This is a genomic window from Virgibacillus salarius (genome assembly GCF_039521925.1).
Classification (GTDB): Bacteria; Bacillota; Bacilli; order Bacillales; family Amphibacillaceae; genus Virgibacillus; species Virgibacillus salarius.
The window spans coordinates 1-19,763 of record NZ_BAAACY010000124.1; the positions used below are offsets into that span (position 1 = coordinate 1).

The following is a 19,763-nucleotide window of genomic DNA, read 5'->3' on the forward strand; positions in this document are numbered from 1 at the left end:
GGACAAACCCCACGGAAAGGGAAGTGGGCAGCCGGAGTGGTGGTCAAGCAGTAGCTATTATTCCATAATAACTACTAGAGGAAGCGTAAATCGGAGCATGTAGTGATAAGGACTGAGCTAATTTTGCTCCGTTTTTTTAATAGTCTAGAAACTATAAAATTAGCCCGTGTGGAAAGATATGGGCGTGTTGAGCCGCGTCCAGAAACTAGGCTGCTTCATGAATTGCACGAATCTAAGTCATCATCAGCTCGCAAGCTCACTGTGATTCCTTTACTTCGCTCTAGTCGCTCGCTTCCGCTTTTGTTTTTGGGATAGAAGCAAAATAATTTGTTTTTTCTATTTAAAAAGGGGAACAAATAAAACAGGATATTTAAATTTACAGAAAAAACAATCTCTTGCATGACGTCTGACAACTTGGTACAATGACCTATGTATCAGAAATAATGAAAACAGTTACAATAGGGAGGAAATCAGTGTGGGAATACTTCTAGGATTACTGGCGATCGTCGTTGTCCTGGGACTAGCATTTTTAATGTCTAATGATAAGAAAAGTATAAATTATAAAGGTATTATCATTATGTTAGTCTTTCAGCTGTTGATCACCTTTTTTATGTTCGAGACCAAAATTGGTCAAACGATTATTACAGGAATTTCAGCTGGTTTTAATAAATTAATTGAATTCGGTACAGAAGGGATCAATTTCGTAGTAGGTGGATTCGTATTAGAGGAAGGCGGCGTATTCTTCTTCAATGTCCTATTATTAATCATCTTCTTTGCTACGTTGTTATCCGTTTTAACATATTTACGTATTCTTCCACCACTTATTAAATATTTGGGTGGGTTAATATCAAAAGTGACAGGGCTTCCAAAGGTTGAGTCATTTAATGCTGTAAACAGTATATTCTTTGGACAATCTGAAGCATTGATTGCTATTCGTTCACAATTTCATCATTTAAATGCTAATCGGCTTTATATTGTAAGTGCTTCCGCCATGGGGTCTGTATCCGCGTCGATTGTTGGAGCATATTTGCAAATTTTGCCTAATGACTATGTATTAGTTGCACTGCCTTTGAACATGTTAAGCGCATTAATGATTTCTTCAATAATTGCACCGGTTAAAGTACCGAAAGAAGAAGACGTTGTGGATATTAAAGATGTGACGAATGATAAAAGTATTTTCGAGGCGATGGGGAATGGTGCGCTAGAAGGCGGAAAGATAGCTTTAATTGTAGCGGCAATGTTGATTGCGTTTATTGCTTCATTAGAGCTTGTAAATTGGCTGATTCAATTAATCTTTTCTGGAGCGACACTTCAACAAATTTTGGGGTATATTATAGCTCCTATTGGTATTCTGATGGGGATATCTCCAGGTGAGGTCGTCCAAGCTGGATCAATTATGGGAACAAAAATTGTAACAAATGAATTTGTCGCAATGTTACAATTCCAACCATCGATTGATTCTCTGTCAGAGAAAACCGTTGGTATCGTTTCTGTCTTCTTAACAAGCTTTGCAAACTTCTCCTCCATCGGTATTATTGCTGGAACTGTTAAGGGAATTGATGCAAAGAAAGCTGTGAGCGTATCTGGCTTCGGGCTAAAATTGCTCCTTGGTGCAACTTTAGCATCGATCTTATCAGCTACCGTTGCCGGCTTATTCTTATAAGATATGATAGGTAGGATGATTGGAGTCTAAGACAAATGTAAATAAGAAACAATCAAAAACGAACGATGATTAGTTGAATGAAATTAATTATCGCTCGTTTTTTGATTAGAATAAATATTTTAGCACCTGAAATAAGCGAGATTCCGGTGAAACAGCACGAGTCCGAAGATCCATTTGGTAACGTGTTTTTTCTTTAACTAGTTAGCTGGTTAATAATGATCACATTTCAAAACATGAACTGAGCTACGATCCGAATAACTTCATACATTGGGACTCGCTTTCATCATCCATGCTAATGCAAATGGGAGGTATGGACAAATTTCCGTTGTAGATAAAGTAAACGCCATAATAGAGCGATAGCTCCCACAGTCAATCCAGTAATTATACCAACCCAATAGCCAAAAGGTTCAAGAACTGTATAGTTTGCTAAAATCCAACCAACCGGTAAACCAATTATCCAATAGGAGATTAACGCCATGATTAACGTAACATTAACATCTTTATAACCGCGCAATGCTCCTTGGATGGGTGCACCAAATGCATCAGCGAGCTGGAAGAAGATAGCATAAAAGATAAATTGCTTTGTAAGCTGGATAACTTCAGGATTTGAATTGTACATGGCGGCTACCCAATCTCTTGTAATATATAATACAAATCCTGCAAAAAGGGCGATAAATATGCCACCACTAATACCGATATATCCATACGTACGTGCATCTAAATATCGTTTGGCACCTATTTCGTAACCTATAGCAATAGTCAGCGCCATTCCAACGCTTAATGGAATCATATAGAGCAAGGATGCGAAATTAATTGCTGCTTGGTGGGCGGCGATAGTATAGGTACTATATACACTCATAAATAGCGTTACAGCAGAGAAAATGCTTGTTTCAAAAAACATGGCAAAACCAATTGGGATACCTATTTTTAATTGCTCCCACCAATCCTTTGCAGAAGGTTTTACCCAATTCGTCAAAATAGAAAATTTACGAAAAGGGGTAATTTTATAAATAACGGCTAGTGCCAAAATGGATACAAGCCAATAGGTTATCGAGGTTGCAATTCCTGCGCCAATTCCGCCATATGCTGGAATCCCAAATTTACCAAAAATAAAGATATAGTTAAAAAATAAGTTAAGCGGCAAGGATATAAGAATAATGAGCATAGATATCCGTGTTTGCCCTAGTGCGTCGATAAAGCATCTTACTGTATTAAAGATAAAGAGAGGAATTACTCCTGTCCCTAAGGCAATAAGATAATATTTCGCAGTTTGTCGAACCCCAGCTTCGAGTTCCATTAGGTTTAAAACAGGGTTTAGTAATATACCACCAATAGTACATACAATTATGGCAAGAACAATTGATAAATATATTGCCTGCTGTACACTATTGGTAACTTTATTTTCAGAGCTAGCTCCTGTGAGATGTGCAATTATGGGAGTAATGGCAAGTAAAATCCCATTTATACCAGTGAAAATAGGAACCCATAAGCTCGTCCCGATCGCGACACCTGCTAGATCTACTGCACCAGCACGACCTGACATGACAGTATCAAATATATTCATTAAGTACATACTCACTTGGGTAATTAGTATAGGAATTAATATTACAGCGAATAATTTTAGTTTTTCCTTTAGCGTTGTTGTCTGATACATAATTCTCTTCCTTTTTCATGTATTTTCTAATAGGATAGAAGAGGAGCGTAAAAATTATTATACCGTTTTATAGAGCAGTTTGGAAGAAAGGACGTTTTCACATAATGAAAAATAAACGAATACTATTTACTGGAGGCGGATCTGCAGGGCATGTCATTGTTAATTTAGCTCTGATTCCGTACTATCGAGATAAAGGCTGGGACATTGATTATATTGGTTCAAAAGATGGTATCGAACGAAAGCTTATAGGAGAAGTGGATGGTGTAACTTATCATCCTATTTCAACAGGAAAGCTCCGTCGTTATATGTCGATAGAGAATTTGAAAGATCCATTTAAAGTTTTGAAAGGAACAATGCAAGCAGCGAAAATAATTAAGAAACGCAAGCCATCCGTTATTTTTTCCAAGGGTGGATTTGTATCTGTACCTGTCATGCTGGCTGCAAAACTAACTGGTGTACCGGCAGTAGTTCATGAGTCTGATTATACACCTGGTCTAGCAAATAAAATAGCTATACCATTTGCTAAAAAAGTACTAACAACATTTTCAGAAACGATAAATTATGTGCCAGAAAAAAAATCAGAATATGTTGGAGCAGTAGTACGAGATGAACTATTTCAAGGGAATAGAGAAAAAGGTCTTGCTTTAACAGGGCTTACAAAGGAAAAGCCGATCTTATTAATCATGGGCGGAAGCGGAGGATCACAAAAAATAAATGAAACCGTTCGGGATAGCTTGCCAAAGCTAGTACCATTATTTCAGGTCATTCATATTTGTGGTGAAGGTAAAATTGACCATCAGATAAAAGAAAATGGCTACGTCCAATTTGAATATGTTACAGATGATTTAAAAGATATCTTTGCAATAAGTGACTATGTTCTATCGCGTGCAGGGTCTAATGCTATCTTTGAATTTCTTGCACTGCAATTGCCGATGCTGCTAATACCATTATCTCGTCAAGCTAGCAGAGGAGATCAGATCATAAATGCAAAATCCTTTGCCGAGAAACGGTATGCAAGAGTGTTAGAAGAGGAATCGTTGTCAGAAGACACGCTTGTACATGAGCTGGAACAATTAAAGGAATTTGCACCAATTATGATCGATACAATGAAGCAATATAAGAGCGAAGAGGCACGAGATCGCGTTATTGAGATACTTACAGAAGTACAGAATGGAAAATAATCGTAGAGCCACTGTCACAAAGGGATAGTGGCTCTGTATTTTGATCTGTGGCTGTATTTAAATGTTCAAATAGCTCGACCCTATCTAATTGTTCCGTATTCAACGATTTTTACATCGACATTGTAATTAACGTCAATATCTGGGTATTTCTCACGCCATTCATTTTTCTCTAACTCTCCGTTAGCTTTATGCACTCGGTAAATTTCGCCATATCCAAATGGGTCAGCCTTCATTTCCTGTGTTTTCTCTAAAAGCGTTTCATATTTCTTCTTGATCTGTTTTTCGATTTGTTTTTCCAATTTAGCAATGACACCTTTATTTTCTAATTCCAGTTCTAAAGACATCTCCAGCAAATTCATCTGAATGGTAATGTCTGTTTGAAACCGCAACTGGTTTTTATCCAGCAATTGTGTATTGTTTTTTCCTTTAATAATTCTACCATTCAGATGAATTTCTTCCTCCTTTTGACCGGAAAGACTTTTTTGAAAATAAGGTTTAAGGGGTTCTGATTGTACGCTAATATCAAATGGAGCAGAGTGAATGGTCTTTTGAAATAAATTAATTAGCAAGGCATCATGCAACGTCAGCCTGTCGACATAGCTATCATTTTGAAACATAGCTATTCCTGAAAACTTTGGTGTTCCTTCAACTGAGCTGATGATAGGCAGTACGGGGTCCTGCCCCTTTTCAAAATAAGCATGTGTAAAATCATAGAGCTCTGTCTTAGGTATACTATCATCTTGGATCTTTTGATTAATTAGCCCGTTCATAAATAGTCCCACATTTATATTTGTTTCCTCTTGTCCTTTTGTTATTACTTCTTTGGCAGTTGTATCTGTTATTGCTAATAGTACTCTGTCAGATGTTCGAGCATCACGAACTAATGTGTTTAAATAGGGAAAAATCCCCTTTTTAGCTACATCCATTCCATAAAGTTCGAGGCGAATCTGCCCGGGAGTTAGTGAGAAACTCGTTTTCGTATTTGCATCGTATCTTGCTTCTTTAATTGTTTTTCCAGTACCAGAAGCAATTTTAGAAATATCTTTTGTCTGTGTATCAAATTGGAAAATAACCAAGGTAGTATCAATTAAATCTTCACCTGAAAGATCAACACCTCTTGCGTTAATAATAGCTAATCGTTCAATTGGTTTCATTTGCATACATCCTGTTACTAAAAACAGGGAGGCAGCTAAAGAAAAGAGCATTCCTTTATTTAGCATGAGTCAGTCCTCCATTCCGTTTGTTTATTCGTTTTTTTATGATGACAAGAATAAGCAATAGAAATGGATACACATAAACGAGCCAAAAACCAAGTTGTGCAGTAAAGTTAATGATGAACTGTATAAGATAATGCTCTTTTGTAAATATACTGGCAACTGCAAGTATGACTGCTAAGACATAGAGAGAGTATTTTTGTGGGAAATAATATAAGCGCTTAAGCCCATAGGTAATAGCCCAGCAGCAAAGAATCATATTTGGTAAGGTGACCATCATCCATGCAGTTACGACGATATAGTCAAACCGTTCTACAAAAGAGAATGATTGAATTTTGAACAAACCGAGGACAGACCATTCTCTTGCACTGATCTCCTCAGGTGTAAAAAAACCAGTAACAATAACTGTTGCAGCGAGTACTAGTAGGGCAGACCAGAGTGCCCCTAAATATACAGGTAGTTTTACACTTTTCTTATTTATAACAAATGGATAGATTAAAAACAGGAACTCTAGCCCACTGAACGTATAAGCGGTACTCCGTGCACCCTTTAGTAATTCTGTTAAGGAGGATTGAAACATTGGCTGGAAATGAGACCAGTCCATTTCCCAGATTGGTTGTGCTAATAATAGGACAAGCCAATGAGAGAGAATGAAAAAAAGAAAACAAACACCAACAACTACTCGAATACCTCCCATAACACTATAAATAATTAAGGCAATTAATAATAATGCCATCAAAAAATTATTTAACCCTGGAAAAATAAAAATCGTTACTACTTCAATATACGTAATCAAAACAGTGAATAGACATAATCCGAAATATACAACATAAATGGCTCCGAGAAGCTTGCCTATCCATGTGCCAAATAGATCTACTTGGATTCCAAAAATATCTGCATTCTGATACTGCTTTAAAATCAAGAACATAGCTATGAGAAGAAATAGGATATAGATGAATGCAATAATGACAGCCAACCATGAATCCCTACCTGTCTCTGCAAATATAATTCTAGGTACTCCCATAATCCCTACACCAATTTGGATAGAGACAATCATAAAGAATAGGTAGAAGGATCGTAGCTGTAGATTTGGTTTTACAGTTAAATTTACTCTCACGCTTTCACCTACTCATCTATATCTTTTTTGCGCTTCGCTTTTTCTTTACTAAAACGGTATAGATCTTTTAAACGGAATGAAGAAAATCGCTTTGTTTGCATATTATAAGGCAGGCGAAATAAGGTTTTATTTAAGTCCTGCCAATTAAGCGGATACACAGGCGATAAATATGGTCTTCCTAATGATGTTAGTTTTAGTAAATGAATAATCAGAAAGCAGATGCCAAACATGATTCCAATAATACCTAAGACACCTGCAAGAACGATCATGGGAAAGCGCAAAACACGAATTGTCGTTCCCATCAGATAACTTGGAGCTGTAAACGAAGCAAGCGCACTTAGTGTAATAAAGATAATTAGAATGTTACTGGTAAGACCAGCCTGTACAGCAGCTGTTCCAACTACAACACCGCCAACGATACCCATCGTTTGTCCAACTTTTGTCGGTAATCTCGCTCCTGCCTCTCTCAGTAATTCGATGAGTAACTCAAGTAAGAAAGCTTCAAAAATAGGAGGAAAGGGTACGTTTGCCCGGGATTGCCCAAGTGAAATTAATAATGGGATCGGAATAATTTCATAATGATACGTTACTGCTGCTACATAAAAAGGAGTTAATAATACAGAAATAAACATGGCAATAAAACGGAGAATTCGAAAGAAACTACCAATATTCCAACGCATGTAAAGATCCTCCGTTGATTCAAAAAAGCTGAATAAAGTAACTGGTGCAATTATACCAGTTGGACTATTTTCAACGAGAACGCCAACGCGACCTTTGGATATAGAATAAGAAAAGCGGTCAGGTAATTCGGTTTCATAGAATTGTGGGAAGATACTAGCGGACGAATCCTCGATTAATTGAATTAAGACTGAACTATCTTCAATTTCATCAATTTCCAGGTCATTTAATCGCTGACGCATGGTTTGAATATCTGTTTCGTTCGCAATTGATTTTAAGTACGCTAAACGTATTTCCTTTGGTGAACGTTCACCAATAACAATCTTTTCTAAAACTAGATCATTCGATAAAATCCCTTTACGAGTTAAATTCATATTTGTGGCAAGAGATTCAGTAAATGCAACCTGTGGACCAAGTACCACGGATTCAGTTTCAGCCTTAGAAAGTGAGCGCTTTTCTTCTTTTTTCAAGGTATAAGAAATAATGGTGGAGTCTTGTTCAATGTAAATAAATACTTCACCTAATAAGATTCCTTTCAATATATCGTCCAAGTTGTCTACCGTTTTTCCAGAACTTAATGGAATATTATTTAATAAAGCTGTTATGGACCAGCTTTCTTTACGCTCTAAAAGTGGTTTTAGTAAAGAGTTTTCTACTTTATTTGTGTCGATGAGATAGGTGATATAAAATACAGCTATCCGCTGGTTTTGATGATTATAGATCGTATAGTTTAAATCGGAATTATGATCAAATTTTTGCTGAAGTATCGCCTGTAGATCCTCTAATTTGCTCGGGAAAATACTACTTGTCTTTTTCTTCTTAGCTCTTCTCATAATTGCCTCCAAATTGTTCCGTTCCTATAAGCTTAGTATGTCTGAAAAGGAAGGAAATATGATTTGAGATTTAAATTTATCCCACATATAACTGGCAGTAAGCCCCCACTTCAAGTAATAAGGTGAAACCTAATATGTGTGAGTGGGAGATCGACTTTATATTCCGCATCCAACAATTATTTAAAAAAATTGTGAAAAACATATTGACTTAAAATTTTGCTAATACTATAATAATTGAGAATCTAAAAAGAAGGAGGTCACATACCATGCGAATCAATCAGCAACTGACAACAAAAAATTCTATATTCTCTGTGACCTCAAGCGTGAACATGTAAAATTGTTAACTTATGGTTAACGTTAGCATTATTTAATCTTTTGAAAGGTGTCACAGGTGTCTGTGACTCTTTTGTGTTGAAAAGGGAAGTTTTTTAATTACTATTTGCCTTTTTTATGAACGCATACGTCATGGACGTATGTGTTTTTCTTTGGGTTTTGATTCATTTTAGGAGTGATTTTAGAGCTTTTTAACATCCCTATAATAAATCGCGAACTCTTATTAATGGAAAGGCATCTGCACAATGGAAAAGAATGCTTTATCGTTTGCTTGTTATACAGAGAATATAGAGGAAATGAATGTATTATTTTTATAGACCTTATATATAGAGAAAAGAAGGTGTTTATTATGTTTAGTGTTTTTAGAAAATTAAATTGGTTTTTTAAACATTATTGGAAGCGATATGTATTTGCAATTATTGCTTTAATTATTGCTAGTGCTATTGGTTTAATCCCACCTAAGATAGCGGGGTATACGATTGATCATATTCAATTTGAAACACTTACCTTACAATTGCTAACTGCAATCATCGTGGGATACTTATTGCTAATCGTCATTCATTACGCCATTTCTTACCTATGGGATTATACTTTATTTAGTGGTGCCGTTATTTTAGAAAAATGGATGAGGAGCAATTTAATGCAGCATTTCTTAGCCATGACACCATCGTTTTTTGGGAGATATCGTACAGGAGACTTAATGGCTAGAAGCACAAATGATCTTAAAGCGATAAGCTTAACTGCTGGGTTCGGTGTGTTGACGCTTGTTGATTCAAGTATATTCATGTTAATGATAATAGCTATGATGGGATTCACGATTAGCTGGAAATTAACCATTGCTTCCTTAATTCCATTGCCAATTATGGCGATTGTCATGAACAAATATGGTGCCGCTATTCATGCTCGATTTACAAAAGCGCAAGAAGCCTTTGGTGAAATGAACAATGACGTGTTAGAGTCGATTCGCGGTGTCAGGGTACTTCGAGCATTTGTACAAGAAAAGCAAGATGCACAGCGGTTTCAAGCCATGACAACAGATGTTTATGAAAAAAATATAGAAGTTGCCAAGATAGATGCGTTATTTGAACCAACGATGAAAATTTTAGTCGGCCTATCTTATACGATTGGACTTGGATACGGAGCGTTTCTCGTATTTGAAAATATTCTTACGCTCGGTGACTTAGTTACATTTAATGTTTATTTAGGAATGTTAATTTGGCCAATGTTTGCTGTCGGAGAGCTAATTAATGTTTTACAGCGAGGGAATGCATCTTTGGATCGTGTAAATCACACACTTAATTACCAAGCAGATGTGAAAGATCCGACGAAGCCTGTTCATGTATCAGAAGTAACTTCCATTGATTTTTCATCTGTTTCGTTTTCCTATCCAGATACGGAAATGGAGCAACTAAAAGACGTTTCATTACACGTGCAAAGAGGAGAAACAATCGGTATTGTTGGTAAGACAGGGGCAGGTAAAACGACTATTTTTAAACTGCTCTTACGGCAATATCCTGATATGAAAGGAAAAATAACTGTTTCTGGGGAAGATTTACAACATCTTTCGCTTGAGCAAATACGTTCTTGGATTGGTTATGTCCCACAGGACCAAATGATGTTTTCAAAAACAATTCGAGAGAACATAAAGTTTGGGAAGGAAGATGCAACTGACGAGGAGATATTTCGAGTCATGCAACTTGCCCATTTTCTTGACGATATGAAACAACTACCAAATGGGTTAGATACACAGGTTGGAGAAAGTGGTGTTACATTATCTGGAGGACAAAAACAAAGAGTGGCACTAGCGCGTGCATTTATTAAAGATCCAGAGATATTAATTTTAGATGATTCATTGTCTGCTGTAGATGGAAAAACAGAAGCTAGAATCATTGATCATTTACGTAAAGAACGAAAAAATAAGACGACATTTATTGCAGCACATCGTCTATCTGCTGTTACGCATGCCGACCATATTATCGTGTTAGAAGATGGAGTGATTATAGAGCAAGGAAACCATGAGCAATTAGTAAAACAGCAAGGATGGTACCAAGAACAATATAATCAACAACAGCTAGAAGATAAGGAGGTAACTGGCTAATGACTACTGAAAGAAGACTTTTTTCTTATGCACTTCGCTTTAAGAAGGGTATCATTATTGGCTTAATTTGTTTAGTTATTGCCGTATCTTTAGAATTAGCTGGTCCTTTAATCGCGAAAAAAGTAATTGATGATCATATACTTGGCGTAGAAGGGAACTGGCAGCAGGTCATTTTAAAGGACGATACGGATACGGTTGAATATGAGGATAAGTTCTATAAACGAGCAGACCGCTTGGAGAACGAAGATGAAGTAGTGGGTGATACTGCTACCATCATAGGAATTGGTTCTACGTATTACTTTGTTCATGAAGAAGTTCCGTTACAAGGAAAACGATCTGTTGATGAAGGAACGATAACGATTACTACATCAACAGAAAAGATTGAAGTAACTGGAGAAAAACTGTCATTATCAGAGATTTATCCATTCTTTAAACCAGAGCGAAAACCGATATTATTATTACTATGTCTATATATGATACTGCTTATCATTGCTGGATTTTTTCAGTTTTATCAGACCTTTCTATTACAGCAAGCTTCTAATAAAATAGTAAAACAAATGCGAAACGACTTATTTGCTCATACGCAGCGTATACCAATTAATTACTATGTGGATCAACCAGCTGGTAAAATAGTAGCAAGAATAACCAATGATACGGAAGCGATACGAGATCTTTACGAGCGGGTTTTATCAATTGTTGTAACAAGTGTCATCTATATGGCTGGTATTTTTGTAGCACTATTTATTTTGGACGTAAAGCTTGCTGCTCTATGTCTGTTAATTATTCCATTAATTATTGGTTGGATGAAGGTATATAAGTACTTTGGTACGAAATATAATACTGTTATTCGTTCAACTATTAGTGAAATCAATGGGAATATTAATGAAGCAATTCAAGGCATGCCCATTATCCAAGCATTTCGCAGAGAAAAGAAAACAAAGGAGGACTTCGAGGTATTAAATGAGCGCCATTTTACTTACCAACGAAAGCTGGTAAAACTGAGTGCACTAACCTCTTATAATCTAGTTACTGTTTTTCGAAATCTTGCTTTTGTAGCATTTATTTGGTATTTTGGGTCATTTTCTTTAGAGCCTACTAGTGTTATATCTATTGGCCTACTCTATGCATTTGTCGATTATCTAAACCGGCTTTTTGAACCCGTTACGGATATCGTTAATCAGCTTCCTTTAATTGAGCAAGCCAGAGTGGCAGGAAATCGAGTGTTTGAATTAATGGACTATGATGGAGAGGAAGTAATGGATGACCAAGTAAAACGATATCGTGGTAATGTAGAATTTGATCATGTTTCATTTGCTTATAATGATGATGACTATATATTAAAGGATTTATCCTTTAAAATTAAAGCAGGTCAGACTGCTGCGTTTGTAGGTCATACCGGTTCTGGTAAAAGTTCAATTATGAATTTACTATTCCGTTTCTATGATCCGCAAAAAGGAAAGATTACAATTGATGGAATCTCTACAAAAGAATGGTCTCGCCAGCAAGTTCGTAGTCATATGGGTATCGTCCTACAGGATCCATTTTTATTTTCTGGTACTATTTTGTCTAATGTAACGATGAATGACCCTAATATAACTACTGATGCAGCAATTCAGGCATTAAAAGCAGTTGGGGCGGATCGTTTTATAGAAAAATTACCGAGGAAATATGAGGAAAAGGTAACAGAAGGAGGAACAACTTTTTCATTGGGGGAAAGACAATTAATATCATTTGCACGTGCATTGGCTTTCGATCCAGCTATACTGATTCTTGATGAGGCGACAGCTAATATTGATACTGAAACAGAAACAATGATTCAAGAGGCGCTAGAAGTTTTGAAATCAGGAAGAACAACCTTAGTTATTGCGCATCGTTTGTCAACGATTCAACAAGCTGATACCATATTTGTACTTGATCGTGGTACGATAAAAGAGCATGGTAATCATGAACAATTAATGATAGAGCAGGGTTATTACTATCAAATGTATCAAATGCAGCAAGGGAACAAAGCAAAGTCTGTTGTTTCATAAATATCGTAACGATGAGGTGGATTATGGATCAGAAGGATAAACATCAGCAGGATATTATCGATGAAGATCTATATGAAGAAATTGATGATGAAGAGCTTTTTGATTTAGTTGAAGAACAACGACAAAAGGTTTTGGCCAGGGAAAAAGAAGCAAAGGAGCAATTGGAACCAAAACGTCCATTTCCAAAGTGGGCGTTTTGGCTAATTGCAGTTGTGCTTCTTTTTAATGTTATTGCTTTAATACCACGCACATTTTCCATACCCGCAATAGAGTTTTTAAAGACATCCGCACGGTTATCACTTCAAGAAGAAATTCAATTGTATAAAGAAGCAGTTGTTACAATAGAAACAGAAGATTCAAAAGGTACAGGTTTTGCAGTTTCAGCTGATGGAACCATTTTGACAAACTATCATGTGGTTGAAGGAGAAGAAAATGTAACTGTGGTATTTCCTGAGCTTGGTTTATTTAATGCAACCGTAGAAACAACGCATCCATCTATTGATTTAGCAATTTTAAATGCGGATGCCGAAAACGTACCTTATTTAAATTTAGCCAAACGAGCTTCCGTGCAGAAAGACGAACAAGTTCAGTTTATAGGAAACCCATTACGATTTAACGGGATAGCAAATGAAGGGAAAATTATCGGCTATACTAAATTAACCTCATGGGAAGAAAAAGTCATTATGATTGAAGCTCCCGTATACAGAGGTAATAGTGGTAGTCCTGTAATAAATAGGGAAGGAAAGGTAGTTGGGATTATTTTTGCTACTTTGGACCATGATTCATACGGTAAGGTTGGTTTATTTTATCCTATTGACTATTATTATCAATATCAATAATACGGTTGGTTTATTAATTTTTATAAAGGGTAATACATTTGTAAACGTCTAAGGAGGCGATTACAATGTTTTTAACATCTGAATTAAAGAATTATAAAATTCATGCTTCAGATGGAGTGATGGGAAAGGTTAAGGATCTTTACTTTGATGATAATAAATGGGCCATTCGTTATGCAGTTGTAGATACACGAAAGTGGTTGCCAGGCAGACGTGTGCTTATGTCACCAGCGTCCTTTCGAGCTCTAAATGAACGAGAAAAACATGTAGAAGTAAAGCATGATAAAGAAGTAATTCGAAATAGTCCAACCATACCTGAAGAAAATGCAGTTACTAAGGATGATGAAAATTCGCTGATTAGTTACTATGGATGGGCAAGATACTGGGCAGGTAGTATGATTTGGGGAGTAGTAGATCAACCAATGACCTTCCCGCGATCAACAAATGATAGTTCAGATAACTATGAGAATCATGTGAGTGACTGGCAAACTTATAATCTTCGAAGTGAAGATGAAACCATTGGTTTTAAGGTTCATGCAAATGACGGTAAGATTGGTCATATTGCTGATTTAATTGTTGATACTAATTATTGGAAGGTAAGCTATGTAATTGTACAAAATAGTGAGAAATTCACAGAAGAAGCTTATTTTATTTTTCCAATTGAGAAAATTCAACAGGTGGACTGGTTTGAAAAAGACATGTATTTAAATACCTCTCTTTCAGATGTAAAATTAAAAAAAGAATATTATACGAAAACGTCCATATTAGAAAGCTTTGAAATAATACAAAATTGAATATTGCTTCCTTCAGAGGAGTGAAAAAGCACTTTCAAATAACTCTGCTCTCTTTTAACACAACTGGAGTACACTCTCCTTCCCTGGGAAATGTTTATTTTCCCTGCAAGCAAAGAAGCTCCATTCCGAGATTTGTACTGTTTCTCTTTTATAACTGTAGTCTCGTATATTTCAGTTGCTGAATGTAAACGAAATGATGATACACCACCTTCAGTTTGTAGAAAACGCCTAGTTTTTTCTTGGGCAATTTGTGAATAATTTCACGACGAACGTTAGAGCCTCCTTGCGAAATGTATGTTGCTTGGAGGCCTGTCTGGTCTAGTTTTTGCTTTTATTGCTATAGCGAAGTTATGATGGTTATTATTGTCTCTACATAAAAATAACTGCCGAGAAAAAATTCCTCAGCAGTTATAGAAAATAAAGTCTATATAGATTATTTGTGTTCATGAAATGATAATTGGCTAGTATTTTGATTGGTTGGATCTTTCCTCTATTTCCTTTCTATTTATGTGGATGGTGGGAGATTTAAAATCTCTAGATGCTTGCATATCGTAGTTAGAAGCTTTCATAAATGACCATGCTAACAGAAACATAATCAAAATAAGTGGGAATCCAGCAACAATACTTGCTGTTTGTAATGCTTTTAAATCACCAATAAACATTAATACGAGAGGTAATAGACAAAGGGTGAACGCCCAAAATAATCTGTTCCAACGTAAAGGCTCTCCTTTAATTCGCTTCTGAACAACTGCTGCCAAAATATAGGAAGAAGAATCAAAGGTTGTCGATAGAAAAATGACGGCAAGAATAGTGAATAAACCTACAATCATATCAGCCATTGGTAATTGATGAAGAATGGCAATAATTGCAGCAGGTGCACCATTATCATTCATAAAGCCAATGACATCAAACGATCCCGATAATTGTAAATAGAGACCAAAGTTTCCAAGAATACCAAAGAAGAGAATACAACCAAATGTTCCATAAATCATTGTACCGAGAATCATTTCTCTAATCGTTCTCCCTCGAGAGATGCGAGCAACAAATAGACCTACAAATGGTGCATAAACAACCCACCATGCCCAATAAAACACGGTCCAAGATTCAGGGAAGCCTGTTTCTGTAAAACCACCAAAATTTCGAAATGGTTCTAGCCATGTTGCCATTCGGAAGAAGTTATCTGCAAGAATTCCGAGGCTTGAGAAAGTTGTTTCACTAATAAAAAGGGTTGGTCCGAATATAAAAACAAAAGCCATTAAGATAATAGTTAGCCAAATATTGATATCACTTAATATTTTTATTCCTCGACGTAATCCAGAATAAGCGCTAATTGCAAAGATTAAAGTACATAGTAACATAATCCCTGCTTTTAAACCTAATGTCACCGGGATCCCTGTTAGATCATGGATACCTTCAGCGATCATCGGTGTTCCTAACGCTAATGTTGTGCCAGCACCTCCCATTAACCCAAACATGAATAATATGTCAATGATTACTCCTACTGGTCCATCAACAAGATTACCAAGTATTGGTCTAACAGCTTCACTAATTTTTAAGACTGGCTTTTTACGTACATAATAGAAGTAAGCGATTGGCAATGCAGGTAATGTATAGATAGCCCATGCAATCGGACCCCAATGAAAAATACCGTATGAAGATGCCCACTGGATTGCTTCTTTTGACTTTGCTTCCACTCCAAACGGTGGTCCTTGATAATAGTATGCCCACTCGATCATACCCCAGTAAAGGATACTGGATCCGATACCAGCTGCAAATAACATGGCAGCCCAAGAAAAGGTATTAAATTCCTTTTTCTCTTCTTTATTTCCTAACTTAATTCTACCATTCTTACTGAAGGCCACAAATAATAAAAAGATAAATGATGCCAAACCTAACAGTAAATAAAGGATACCAAAATTACCTGTCATAAATGTGTTCGCTTCATTTATAACTTCAGCTCCAGCCTCAGGGAAAATAATAAGTGGAAGTGATACTCCTAATAATATGACAAGTGCCCCTAAAAACGTTGGCCAATCAATTAATTTAAAATTCATATAAGAATCAAAACCTTTCTTTATTATAATGCTTTTTCCGATTTTAAGGACTTATTAATCGTAGCAAACAGGGGAAGAGCAAACAAACGGCAAATAATACGTAAACTTTATAAAATTTATTATTTATAAAGTTTATATAATGTCAGCTTCAATATTCTCTTATATACTCCATAATGCTACAAAAAATCTTGGTTTCGAAATTTCTTCTGCCATGATACAGTTTCCTAAGATTAAAAAAGGATGGTTAATATGTCGTCACAATCAAATAAAGGAATAGTAGAAATTCAATCACACTTTGTGGAAAAGATTGCAGATAATATGCAATCTTTTGGAGTGTCTACAACAGTTGGACGTGTCTTAGGAATTATTTATATGCAGGGCAAGCCAATGACCTTGGATGAACTCTCTGCGGAAACAGGTATGAGCAAGACAAGAATGAGCCAGGTTGTCCGTGAAATGATTGACTTAAATATCGCAGAACGTGCTTTTAAAAAAGGCGTTCGAAAAGATTTGTATCAGGTTGAGCAAGACTATTATCAAACTTTCACGTCACTGTTTACTTCAACGTGGCATAATGCAATCAATAAACATATCCATTTTGAACAAAAGTTAAAAGAAAAGTTGCATGATCTAAATCATGTAGAAAAGCTACCTGATACAAATGAGCAGTTAATAACTGAAATTACAATTGAGTTAAAAGCGTGGATGGATTATTATGACTGGATCAAACGATTAATTTCTTTCTTTGAGAGTGGCGAAATATTTCAACATGTTCCCAAAAAACAAGCAGGGGGTAATAAATATGAATAGAAAAGTAATTCTATCTTGTGCAGTAACCGGAGCAGGAGAGACTGCAGAAAAAAGTCCGCACGTTCCTGTGACACCGAAGGAAATTGCTGATTCAGCGATTAAAGCGGCAAAAGCAGGTGCAACCATTGCACATATACATGTGCGTGACCCAAAATCTGGTAAATTAAGTCACGATGTTCAATTATTCCAAGAAGTAGTTGAACGAATCCGTGAGTCTGATACAGATGTTGTTCTAAATCTTACAGCTGGTGGAGGTGGTGATTGGCTACCAAGTGAAGCAGACCCGACAAAAGGTGGGAAAGGTACAGATATTCAAACGCCTGAGGAACGACATGAGCCAGTTGGATTATTACTTCCTGAGATCTGTACATTGGATTGTGGCAGTGTTAATTTTGGTGATCAAATCTATATTAGTCCTGCTACTTGGCTACGTAAACAAGCTAAGTTAATAAAAGAGAGCGGGGTTAAACCTGAGCTTGAATGCTTTGATACGGGACATATTCGCTTTGCTAATCAATTACTACAAGAGGGACTTATTGATGGTGATCCGATGTATCAATTTTGTTTGGGAATTCCTTGGGGAGCAGACGCAGACGCAGAAACTTTAGCATATATGAAAAATCGTTTACCTGAAAATGCAAAATGGGCTGCGTTTGGTATTGGCAAAATGCAATTGCCAATGGTCACTGAATCTGTTGTTCAGGGAGGAAATGCACGAGTAGGTTTAGAAGATAATTTATACTTGAAAAAAGGAAAGTTAGCAACGAATGAACAACTTGTCGACAAGGCTGTTGAAAAAATCCAAGGATTGGGACATGATGTAATGAATCCGCAAGAAGCACGAGAATATTTAAAACTAAGAAACCCATACAGTAAAGGGGAATAAATCAGCATGACAATAGAAGCTTTAGAATCAACAAAAAAAATCAAAAATATCACCGTGGTTGGAACTGGTGTTATTGGTAATGGATGGATCACGAGATTTTTAGCAAATGGATATCGAGTTACAGCAAGTGATCCAGATCCAGCAGCAGAAAAACGGACAAGGGATGCGGTGAATAGAGCTTGGCCGGCAATGAAGGAAACAGGATTAGCTCCAGGGGCATCACTCTCTAATTTATCATTCGAGAAGGATCTACAAAAAGCGGTATCAACTGCAGACTATGTACAAGAAAATGTTCCAGAGCGTGAAGCATTAAAACGTAAGGTAATTACAGAAATAGATCAGCATGCTTCAGAAGCTACTATAATTGCTTCAAGTACTTCAGGTATTCTACCAAGTACATTACAGGCAGATTGTTTGTATCATCCTGAAAGAGTGATAGTTGCACATCCGTTTCATCCTGTATATTTAATGCCTTTAGTTGAAATAGTGGGTGGTAATAAAACAGTTGGATCTACTATTGAAAAAGCAAGAAGCTTCTATGACCAAATGAGTATGAAGCCACTTGTCATTAAGAAAGAAATTGAAGGACATGTCGCAGATCGATTAATGGAAGCAATTTGGAGAGAAGCTTTGCATATCGTAAATGACGGTATAGCAACGACTGATGAGGTCGACGCTTCTATTGTATATGGACCTGGTTTACGCTGGGCATTAATGGGACCATTCATGACCTTGCATATGGGTGGGGGAAAAGAAGGCATGAAGCATCTTCTTGAACAGTTTGGTCCAGCATTAAAGCTACCATGGACCAAGCTTGTAGCGCCAGAGTTAACGGATGAGCTTACAGAGAAAGTAATAACTGGCTGTGAAAGCCAAACCGCTGGGACCACAATGGAAGAATTAGAAGAACGTAGAGATCAATTTTTAATAGAATTACAGGAGTTATTAAAGAAATACTGGCCTGCTGCTACAATTAATGGCGACATATAGAAATGAGGGAATGTTAATGCCAAGCTCGATTATTTTACAAGATAGTGTTCGAGAAGAATGGATTGATTATAATGGCCATATGAATGATGCAGAATATGTTCGAGTTTTTAGCCGAGCTGTGGATAAACTTATGTATACTATAGGTCTGACGGAAGAAGTACGTAATCAAGAAAATTATACATTATTCACATTAGAGACACATGTTTGTTATTTGGCGGAAATGAATGTTGCTGAGCCAATAGAAGTATCGTTTCAGATGTTGGATTATGATAATAAGCGTGTACATGCTTTCTTCGAATTATATGGTGAAGACGGAAAAAGAGCTGCGACAAGTGAGCAGTTACTGATGGGGATTGACCATTCAACTGGGAAGTCTGCACCGTTTCCAACAGCTATCCTTTCGAATGTTGATGAAATCGCAGATAGTTGTATGCCTGAAGAAAAACCAAAGGAAGCAGGACGCGTTATCGGTATTCGAAGAAAAAAATAAAAGGTGGAAGCAAGAAAAACCTCTGGTGAGTTGAGGCCACTGAAAAAGTCCAAAGAGATATGATTTCCATGTTATTATGGGATTCATATCTTTTTTTAGTTA

15 protein-coding genes are annotated in these 19,763 nt (G+C 36.5%); 10 read left to right on the forward strand and 5 right to left on the reverse strand.

Annotation, left to right across the window (positions count from 1 at the left end; translation table 11 throughout):
* The first annotated feature begins 475 nt into the window (after nt 1-475).
* A complete protein-coding gene (locus ABDZ84_RS15800; protein WP_026682769.1) occupies nt 476-1,663 on the forward strand; it encodes a NupC/NupG family nucleoside CNT transporter in 1,188 nt (395 codons plus the stop codon).
* A gap of 292 nt (nt 1,664-1,955) precedes the next feature.
* Here ABDZ84_RS15800 and ABDZ84_RS15805 read toward each other — a convergent pair whose 3' ends face one another.
* Nucleotides 1,956-3,317, reverse strand: coding sequence for an MATE family efflux transporter (locus tag ABDZ84_RS15805; protein ID WP_026682768.1), 1,362 nt, complete (start codon nt 3,315-3,317; stop codon nt 1,956-1,958).
* 104 nt (nt 3,318-3,421) lie between these two features.
* Between ABDZ84_RS15805 and ABDZ84_RS15810 the strand changes: the two genes are divergently transcribed.
* Nucleotides 3,422-4,498, forward strand: coding sequence for an undecaprenyldiphospho-muramoylpentapeptide beta-N-acetylglucosaminyltransferase (locus ABDZ84_RS15810; protein WP_343782183.1), 1,077 nt, complete (start codon nt 3,422-3,424; stop codon nt 4,496-4,498).
* A gap of 80 nt (nt 4,499-4,578) precedes the next feature.
* Here the strand turns inward: ABDZ84_RS15810 and ABDZ84_RS15815 are convergent, their stop codons facing one another.
* Genes ABDZ84_RS15815 through ABDZ84_RS15825 form a run of 3 tightly spaced genes read right to left on the reverse strand, consistent with a single transcriptional unit; the run spans nt 4,579 to nt 8,340 of the window.
* Nucleotides 4,579-5,718 carry a Ger(x)C family spore germination protein gene (locus ABDZ84_RS15815; protein WP_343782185.1) on the reverse strand — a complete coding sequence of 380 codons (1,140 nt, stop codon included), beginning with the start codon at nt 5,716-5,718 and terminating at the stop codon, nt 4,579-4,581.
* Nucleotides 5,708-6,829 carry a GerAB/ArcD/ProY family transporter gene (locus ABDZ84_RS15820; protein ID WP_343782187.1) on the reverse strand — a complete coding sequence of 374 codons (1,122 nt, stop codon included), beginning with the start codon at nt 6,827-6,829 and terminating at the stop codon, nt 5,708-5,710. Before ABDZ84_RS15820 ends, ABDZ84_RS15815 begins: the two co-directional genes overlap by 11 nt.
* Nucleotides 6,830-6,837: 8 nt before the next feature.
* On the reverse strand, nt 6,838-8,340 hold the full coding sequence (locus ABDZ84_RS15825; protein ID WP_026682765.1) for a spore germination protein: 1,503 nt from the start codon (nt 8,338-8,340) through the stop codon (nt 6,838-6,840).
* 682 nt (nt 8,341-9,022) lie between these two features.
* Between ABDZ84_RS15825 and ABDZ84_RS15830 the strand changes: the two genes are divergently transcribed.
* From ABDZ84_RS15830 to ABDZ84_RS15845, 4 genes are all read left to right on the forward strand, one after another.
* Nucleotides 9,023-10,771 (forward strand): ABC transporter ATP-binding protein, encoded by a 1,749-nt coding sequence (locus tag ABDZ84_RS15830; protein WP_026682764.1) that lies wholly within the window; start codon nt 9,023-9,025, stop codon nt 10,769-10,771.
* Nucleotides 10,771-12,801 carry an ABC transporter ATP-binding protein gene (locus ABDZ84_RS15835; RefSeq protein WP_026682763.1) on the forward strand — a complete coding sequence of 677 codons (2,031 nt, stop codon included), beginning with the start codon at nt 10,771-10,773 and terminating at the stop codon, nt 12,799-12,801. The genes ABDZ84_RS15830 and ABDZ84_RS15835 overlap by 1 nt, the downstream gene beginning before the upstream one ends.
* 23 nt (nt 12,802-12,824) lie before the next feature.
* Nucleotides 12,825-13,640: a S1 family peptidase gene (locus ABDZ84_RS15840; protein ID WP_343782191.1), complete on the forward strand. Its 816-nt coding sequence runs from the start codon at nt 12,825-12,827 to the stop codon at nt 13,638-13,640.
* A gap of 65 nt (nt 13,641-13,705) precedes the next feature.
* Nucleotides 13,706-14,431: a PRC-barrel domain-containing protein gene (locus tag ABDZ84_RS15845; RefSeq protein WP_205388390.1), complete on the forward strand. Its 726-nt coding sequence runs from the start codon at nt 13,706-13,708 to the stop codon at nt 14,429-14,431.
* A 461-nt stretch (nt 14,432-14,892) separates the two neighbouring features.
* On the opposite strand, the gene ABDZ84_RS15850 is transcribed toward ABDZ84_RS15845, so the two are convergent.
* Nucleotides 14,893-16,485, reverse strand: coding sequence for a BCCT family transporter (locus ABDZ84_RS15850; protein ID WP_343782193.1), 1,593 nt, complete (start codon nt 16,483-16,485; stop codon nt 14,893-14,895).
* Nucleotides 16,486-16,734: 249 nt separating this feature from the next.
* On the opposite strand from ABDZ84_RS15850, the gene ABDZ84_RS15855 reads away from it, so the two are divergent.
* The 4 genes from ABDZ84_RS15855 to ABDZ84_RS15870 are packed head-to-tail and all read left to right on the forward strand — an operon-like array spanning nt 16,735 to nt 19,661.
* Nucleotides 16,735-17,295, forward strand: coding sequence for a GbsR/MarR family transcriptional regulator (locus ABDZ84_RS15855; RefSeq protein WP_034679632.1), 561 nt, complete (start codon nt 16,735-16,737; stop codon nt 17,293-17,295).
* Nucleotides 17,288-18,181, forward strand: a complete 894-nt coding sequence (locus tag ABDZ84_RS15860; protein WP_121604836.1) for a beta-keto acid cleavage family enzyme — start codon at nt 17,288-17,290, stop codon at nt 18,179-18,181. The genes ABDZ84_RS15855 and ABDZ84_RS15860 overlap by 8 nt, the downstream gene beginning before the upstream one ends.
* Nucleotides 18,182-18,187: 6 nt before the next feature.
* Nucleotides 18,188-19,171, forward strand: coding sequence for a 3-hydroxyacyl-CoA dehydrogenase NAD-binding domain-containing protein (locus ABDZ84_RS15865; protein ID WP_034679631.1), 984 nt, complete (start codon nt 18,188-18,190; stop codon nt 19,169-19,171).
* Between the two features lie 16 nt (nt 19,172-19,187).
* A complete protein-coding gene (locus tag ABDZ84_RS15870) occupies nt 19,188-19,661 on the forward strand; it encodes a thioesterase family protein (protein WP_026682758.1) in 474 nt (157 codons plus the stop codon).
* Nucleotides 19,662-19,763: the final 102 nt, after the last annotated feature.